Source organism: Streptomyces phyllanthi, from assembly GCF_009377205.1.
In the GTDB taxonomy this organism is placed as follows: Bacteria; Actinomycetota; Actinomycetes; order Streptomycetales; family Streptomycetaceae; genus Streptomyces; species Streptomyces phyllanthi.
The window spans coordinates 1-7000 of record NZ_VJZE01000467.1 but is presented as its reverse complement, the minus strand read 5'-3'; the positions used below and the strand labels follow the sequence as shown (position 1 = coordinate 7000).

Below are 7000 nucleotides of genomic sequence, written 5' to 3'. Positions count from 1 at the left end.
GCCGCCCCCAGACCCCCGCTGTGGGGTGTCCTGGGTGGAAGGATGATCCTTCGACCCCGAACCTGCTGCTGCGTGCCGGGCCCTAGCCGCGGCGTCGGCGGGACGGGTTGCCCGTGCGGCGGGCTGTGCGGCGTTCGTACTGTTCGCGGGCTTTTTCGTACTCCTCGCGGTGGAGTTTCTCGCCAGGGGCCTCGGTGAGCGAGCGGAAGAAGTAGGCGACGAGCGAGCCTACGAAGCCGATGGTCATGAGGCCGCGCAGGGAGGCCTGGCGGTCGGGGTCGGGGCGTTTGGTGAACGTGCCCCAGGTATGACCGAAGGCCAGTGCGCTGCATGTTGCGAACATGACCACGACCAGGAGTGTGACGAAGCCGCCCACGGCCGCGATTCCCAGGCCCTGGTAGGCGATCTGGAGCACCAGGCAGGCGGCCGCGGTCGCCGCGAGCGAGCCGGCGGACACGGCCAGGCGGCGGGTCCGGTAGCCGCCGTCGTGATTCAGCCAGGTCGTCCCGAAGAAGCGTATGGGCTCGGGGCGCGGGCCCGGAGTGCCGTCGGTCTGGGTGCCGTTCTGCTCGTCGCTCACGTGGGCAATTATCGCCACGGCCCCCGCGATGGCTACGGCCGCGCCCGCGGTCGTTACGCGGGCGCGGCGCGGCCGGAGCCTCAGCTGCAGCGGGGTGCCACGTATCCGTCGGCGCCCGTGTAGACGTACGCGTCCGAGACGTACTGGGCGTTGGCGATGCAGTCCCAGATGTTCGTCGTGCCGTAGGGACCGGTGATCGTCTGGCCCGGGCGCTGGCAGTAGATGGGCACGCTCGCACCCTCGGGCAGGACGCGGACCAGGCTGTACTGCGTGCCCGGGCCGCTGCGGACGTTGAGGCGGACGCCCGGTGCGACCGGGTAGGTGACGAGCGCCGCCGCGCTCAGAGTGGAAGCAGGCTGGGCCGCCTCTGCGGCGGTCGCGTCACCTGTGCCTGCAATGTCGATTTCTTCCGTGGCCATGTCGGCCTCCCCCGTTCCCCGTTGTACCCCGTTGCATAGTTCACGCCAATTAGGTGTGATGTGTCGAGGCTAGCAAGCCGCCGGGGTTTCGGACGAGGCATCGACTAGGCTCTGCGCGTCGTACATGCGGCCGAAATCGCGGGGGTGAGTGATGCCGCCACAGCGCAGCGCCGGTACGAATCCGGAAGCGGAACGTCCGCGGTATGCCGGGCAGTACCTGCTGGAGGCCGAACTCGGCTCCGGCGGCATGGGCGTCGTACATCTGGCGCGGTCCGCTTCCGGGTTGCGGCTCGCGGTGAAGGTCGTGCATGCCGAGTTCGCCCAGGACCCCGAGTTCCGGGGGCGGTTCAGGCAGGAGGTCGCGGCCGCCCGGCGGGTCAGCGGCGCCTTCACCGCGCCTGTCGTCGACGCCGATCCCGAGGCCGGCAACCCGTGGATGGCCACCCTCTTCATCCCCGGTCCGACACTCTCCGAGCATGTGAAGCGGAATGGCGCGATGCCTCCGGCCAGGCTGCGGCAGCTGATGGCGGGGCTGGCGGAGGCGTTGCGGGACATCCACCGGGCCGGTGTGGTGCACCGGGATCTCAAGCCCAGCAATGTGCTGCTGGCCGAGGACGGTCCCAAAGTCATCGATTTCGGGATATCCCGCCCCTCCGACAGTGAACTGCGCACCGAGACCGGCAAGTTGATCGGCACGCCGCCCTTCATGGCTCCGGAGCAGTTCCGCAGGCCACGGGAGGTGGGGCCGGCCGCCGACGTGTTCGCGCTCGGGTCCGTCATCGTCCACGCGGCGACGGGAAGCGGGCCCTTCGACTCGGACAGCCCGTATCTGGTGGCATATCAAGTCGTCCATGACGAGCCGGACTTGACGGGTGTGCCGGAGGAGCTCTCCGGTCTCGTGGCGCGCTGTCTCGCCAAGGAGCCCGAGGACCGGCCCACGCCGGACGAGGTGATGACGGCTCTCCGGTCGGTGTCGGCCTCGTACGACACTCAGGCGTTCATACCGGAACAGCGGGGCTCCGAACCGGAGTTCGCGCCCTCCGCGAGAAGCGGCCACAGACCCGACCGCGACCGGAACCGCGAGGTCACACACTCGTCCCGGCGGCCGAAAGGTGCCCCCGGGAGCGTGTCGGCCGAGGGCACCGAGGAGGAGTCCCCGGCCCGCAGGAAGAGCCGCGCGCGTCGGCTGCGGCTGGCCGCCCTCGCCGTCGCCGTACTCGCGGTCGGCGCCGGCGGCCTCGTCCTCCTGGACACGGCCGCCGACTCGCCGTCCCCCGCCGCCGGGCCGTCCGATCCGTCGCAGTCGTCGAACAACGGCTTCCGGCCTTGGGACATCAGTCTGAGCGCGGGCGGCGTCAAGGCCACGGGCGTGCCCCAGTGCTCCTCGACGCCCCAGACCCTGTACTGCGCCCGGTCCGGTGTCCTGGCCGCGGCCATCGACCCGGCAGACGGCGAGGTCCTCTGGTCCCGTGGCGACTCGGGGCAGCGGAAAGACGGCACGGTGAGGGCACCCGTGCTGTCCGGCGGGCTCCTCCACGTCATCGGCCGGGGCGGCGGGCGGCTGAGCGCGCTCGATCCCGTGACCGGGAAGACCCGCTGGAGCCGCGACATCGCGCGCTCCCCCGACCGGATCACCCACGTCGGCGGTGTCGTTCTGCTCACCGGCGAGGACTCGCAGGTCACCGCGCTGGACGCGGCCACCGGTGAGGAGAGGTGGCGGCGCACGATTCCGGGGCAGTCGGTGCCGACCTTCCGTTCGTACGGTGACGGGCTCGCGTACGCGGTCAGCGGTGCCGGAGACGGGACGCAGGTGACCGCGGTGGACCCGAAGACGGGTGCCACGCGCTGGCAGCGGCGACTGGACGGGGCGCTGACGCTGGTGGGCGCCCGTGACGGGACGCTGTGGTTCACCTCGACCGCCCTCGACTCGTCGACGGACGCGGTCGTACGGTACGACGCCGAGCGCCGCACGGTCCGCCGTATCGAGCTGCCCCTCCCGCTGGACGGCAGCCAGGCCGTCGTATCGAAGGACACGGTCTACCTGCTGGCCACCGGCGGCGCGGTCGCGGCCGTCGACACCCAAACTTCCCGTCAGCTCTGGCGGCTGGAGACCTCCGTCAGCTTCGCCTCGGCTCCCGTCGTGGCCGGGCAGCGGCTGTACTTCACGGCCGCCGACGGACGGCTCCTCGCCGTCGACACCGCCGAGGGCACGCTGCTGGGCCAGACGAACCCACGGCTCGGTGGGACGCGGGGCGTCCTGATCTCCGGGCTGCCCACCCCGGTCCCCACCGGCGGGAACGTGTATTCGGGGGCTCCGGACGGGTCGCTGTTCGCCGTGGACGGGCACGATCCCGCGGACTGGTAGGACGACGTGGGAAGGGGCCGCTTCCGTGGAAGCGGCCCCTCTCCACGCACAGGCTCGCGAGGGACGTCAGCCCAGCTTCGTCACGTCCCGCACCGCGCCCTTGTCGGCGCTCGTGGCCATCGCGGCGTAGGCGCGCAGGGCGGCGGAGACCTTGCGGTCGCGGTTCTTCGGGGTGTACGCGCCGTTCAGGGCCTGCTCGCGGCGGGAGAGTTCGGCGTCGTCCACGAGGAGCTCGATCGAGCGGTTCGGGATGTCGATGCGGATGCGGTCGCCGTCCTCGACGAGTGCGATCGTGCCGCCGGACGCCGCCTCCGGGGAGGCATGGCCGATGGACAGGCCGGAGGTGCCACCGGAGAAGCGGCCGTCCGTGATCAGGGCGCACGCCTTGCCGAGGCCGCGGCCCTTCAGATACGAGGTCGGGTAGAGCATCTCCTGCATACCGGGGCCGCCCTTGGGGCCCTCGTAGCGGATGACGACGACGTCACCCTCCTTGACCTGCTGGGCGAGGATCTTCTGAACGGCCTCCTCCTGCGACTCGCAGACCACCGCGGGACCCTCGAACGTCCAGATCGACTCGTCCACGCCGGCCGTCTTCACCACACAGCCGTCGACGGCCAGGTTGCCCTTGAGAACCGCCAGGCCACCGTCCTTGGAGTACGCGTGCTCGGCCGAGCGGATGCAGCCGTCCGCGGCGTCCTCGTCCAGGGCCTCCCAGCGCTCGGACTGGGAGAAGGCCTCGGCGGACCGCACACACCCCGGTGCCGCGTGCCACAGCTCCACGGCCTCGGCGGACGGGGAGCCTCCCCGGACGTCCCAGGTCTTCAGCCAGTCCGCCAGGGACGGGCTGTGGACCGAGTGCACGTCCTCGTTGAGCAGACCCGCGCGGTGCAGTTCGCCGAGCAGGGCGGGGATGCCGCCGGCGCGGTGCACGTCCTCCATGTAGTACGTGCGCGTCTTGGCGACGTTCGGGGCGACCTTGGCGAGGCAGGGCACCCGGCGTGAGACGGCGTCGATTTCGTTGAGACCGAAGGGGATCTCCGCCTCCTGGGCCGCGGCCAGCAGGTGCAGGATCGTGTTGGTGGAGCCGCCCATGGCGATGTCGAGGGCCATGGCGTTCTCGAAGGCCGCGAAGGTGGCGATCGAGCGGGGCAGGACCGTCTCGTCGTCCTGCTCGTAGTAGCGGCGGGTGATGTCCATGACCGTGCGGGCCGCGTCCTCGTACAGCGCCTTGCGGGCCGTGTGGGTGGCGAGGACCGAGCCGTTGCCGGGGAGGGAGAGGCCGATCGCCTCGGTCAGGCAGTTCATGGAGTTGGCGGTGAACATGCCGGAACAGCTGCCGCAGGTCGGACAGGCGTTCTCCTCGATACGGAGGATGTCCTCGTCCGAGACCTTGTCGTTCACGGCGTCGGAGATCGCGTCGACCAGGTCGAGCGTACGGACCGTGCCGTCGACGAGCGTGGCGCGGCCGGACTCCATGGGGCCGCCGGAGACGAAGACGGTCGGGATGTTCAGGCGGAGGGCAGCGTTCAACATGCCCGGGGTGATCTTGTCGCAGTTGGAGATGCAGATCAGGGCGTCGGCGCAGTGGGCCTCCACCATGTACTCCACGCTGTCCGCGATCAGGTCGCGGGAGGGCAGCGAGTACAGCATGCCGCCGTGGCCCATCGCGATGCCGTCGTCGACCGCGATCGTGTTGAACTCGCGCGGGATGCCGCCCGCCTCGACGATCGCCTCGCTGACGATCCGGCCGACCGGCTGGAGGTGGGTGTGGCCCGGCACGAACTCCGTGAACGAGTTGGCCACCGCGATGATCGGCTTCCGCCCGATGTCCGCGCCCGGTACACCGGAGGCCCGCATAAGGGCACGGGCGCCCGCCATGTTGCGGCCATGGGTGACTGTGCGGGACCTCAGCTCGGGCATCGCGCTCGCTCCTTTGAGACTGCGATCAGAGACTTCTGACTGTGGTCGAGCCTACGCCCGTGCGCCAAGGGGTGGACCCGGAGTCCGGGATGCGGGATGTGTGTCTCGGCGGTCGGGGGCCTCGTACCGGCGTAGTCAGGCGCTCAGGGCTGGGTCAGATGTGCCTGCACCACAGGTGCCAGCCGCGCGATGATCTGTTCCGGATCCGCCGAGGCCAGCGGTTCGACCTTGATGACGTAGCGCAGCATGGCGGTCCCCACGAGCTGCGCGGCGGCGAGTTCGGCGCGCAGCTCGGGATCGGGGAGGTCGAGCTTGCGGGCGATGCGGTACAGCAGCTGTGAGGAGACCAGCCGGCGGAAGACCGCGGCCGCGGCCTCGTTGTTCACCGCCGAGCGGACGATGGCGAGCAGCGGTACGCGGGTGGCCGGGTTCTCCCAGAGGCCGAAGATGGCGCGGGTCATGCGCTCGCCGACACCGTCGAGGGGGCCCTCCACGACCTCCTCCCGCACAACCAGGACGGGCGAGAACGCGACCTCGACGGCCGCTTCGAAGACCTGTTCCTTGGTGCCGAAGTAGTGGTGGACGAGCGCCGAGTCGACCCCGGCGGCCTTGGCGATACCGCGCACGGACGTCTTGTCGTAGCCCCGCTCGGAGAACTCCTCGCGGGCCGCGTCGAGGATGCGGTCGCGAGCGGCCGGGGCGTCGGCCGAGTCCGTACGGGAGGGCCGTCCCCTGCGGCGGGGGGTGGCCGCCGTCACGGCCGGGGCACCTTCAGGGCGGAGGCGAGGTGCAGCCGGGTGAAGGCGAGGGCCTCCGCCAGGTCGGCCTCACGTTCGGCGCTGGACATCGCCCGGCGGGTGTTGACCTCGATGACGACATGGCCGTCGAAACCGGTGCGCGCGAGGCGCTCCAGCACCTCGGCGCAGGGCTGGGTGCCGCGGCCGGGGACCAGGTGCTCGTCCTTGTTGGAGCCGCTGCCGTCGGCGAGGTGGACGTGCCCGAGGCGGTCACCCATGCGGTCGATCATCTGCAGGGCGTCGGTACGGGCGGTCGCGGAATGACTGAGATCGATCGTGAAGTGACGGTAGTCGTCCTTCGTCACGTCCCAGTCGGGGGCGTAGGCGAGCATCTCGCGGTCGCGGTAACGCCAGGGGTACATGTTCTCGACGGCGAACCGTACGTCCGTCTCGTTCGCCATCCGCCAGATCCCGGTGACGAAGTCGCGCGCGTACTGGCGCTGCCAGCGGAAGGGCGGGTGGACGACGACCGTGCCGGCGCCGAGCTTCTCGGCGGCGGCCTGGGCGCGCTGGAGCTTGACCCAGGGGTCGGTGGACCACACGCGCTGCGTGATGAGCAGGCAGGGGGCGTGGACGGCGAGGATCGGGATCTGGTGGTAGTCGGAGAGTCTGCGCAGCGCCTCGATGTCCTGGCTGACGGGGTCGGTCCACACCATGACCTCGACTCCGTCGTACCCGAGGCGCGAGGCGGTCTCGAAAGCCGTCGCCGTCGACTCCGGATACACGGAGGCCGTGGACAGCGCGACCTTCGCATCCGGGATGCGCACCACTGGATCTGCCACGAGGGACAGATTACGGGGCCGCGCTTCACACCGTGGAGCCGGTCACCGTACGACCGCGCCATCACCCGCCTGAATCGGCCTCCTTGAGGGCGGTTACCGGGGGTGGCGTGTGCAAGGTCACGGAGGGGGCGGAGCTG

The 7000-nt window shown here is 70.6% G+C and carries 6 protein-coding genes; 1 reads left to right on the top strand and 5 read right to left on the bottom strand.

The window, feature by feature from the left end; genetic code table 11:
• Positions 1-82: 82 nt before the first annotated feature.
• Positions 83-580: an EamA/RhaT family transporter gene (locus FNH04_RS38205; protein ID WP_322725063.1), complete on the bottom strand. Its 498-nt coding sequence runs from the start codon at positions 578-580 to the stop codon at positions 83-85.
• Between the two features lie 80 nt (positions 581-660).
• On the bottom strand, positions 661-999 hold the full coding sequence (locus FNH04_RS38200; protein ID WP_152790445.1) for a peptidase: 339 nt from the start codon (positions 997-999) through the stop codon (positions 661-663).
• A gap of 151 nt (positions 1000-1150) precedes the next feature.
• Between FNH04_RS38200 and FNH04_RS38195 the strand changes: the two genes are divergently transcribed.
• A complete protein-coding gene (locus tag FNH04_RS38195; RefSeq protein ID WP_152790443.1) occupies positions 1151-3364 on the top strand; it encodes a protein kinase domain-containing protein in 2214 nt (737 codons plus the stop codon).
• 66 nt (positions 3365-3430) lie between these two features.
• Here FNH04_RS38195 and ilvD read toward each other — a convergent pair whose 3' ends face one another.
• From ilvD to FNH04_RS38180, 3 genes are all read right to left on the bottom strand, one after another.
• Positions 3431-5284, bottom strand: coding sequence for a dihydroxy-acid dehydratase (gene ilvD, locus FNH04_RS38190; RefSeq protein ID WP_152790441.1), 1854 nt, complete (start codon positions 5282-5284; stop codon positions 3431-3433).
• 143 nt (positions 5285-5427) lie between these two features.
• Positions 5428-6042: a TetR/AcrR family transcriptional regulator gene (locus FNH04_RS38185; RefSeq protein ID WP_322725061.1), complete on the bottom strand. Its 615-nt coding sequence runs from the start codon at positions 6040-6042 to the stop codon at positions 5428-5430.
• The gene (locus tag FNH04_RS38180; RefSeq protein ID WP_322725058.1) at positions 6039-6863 is read right to left on the bottom strand and encodes a sugar phosphate isomerase/epimerase family protein; all 825 of its coding nucleotides are present in this window, start codon (positions 6861-6863) and stop codon (positions 6039-6041) included. Before FNH04_RS38180 ends, FNH04_RS38185 begins: the two co-directional genes overlap by 4 nt.
• Between the last annotated feature and the right edge of the window lie 137 nt (positions 6864-7000).

Bases quoted from the DNA above. Each gene is read 5' to 3' on its own strand.
- FNH04_RS38200 (WP_152790445.1), bottom strand. From the start codon at position 999: ATGGCCACGGAAGAAATCGACATTGCAGGCACAGGTGACGCGACCGCC.
- FNH04_RS38195 (WP_152790443.1), top strand. From the start codon at position 1,151: ATGCCGCCACAGCGCAGCGCCGGTACGAATCCGGAAGCGGAACGTCCG.
- ilvD (WP_152790441.1), bottom strand. From the start codon at position 5,284: ATGCCCGAGCTGAGGTCCCGCACAGTCACCCATGGCCGCAACATGGCG.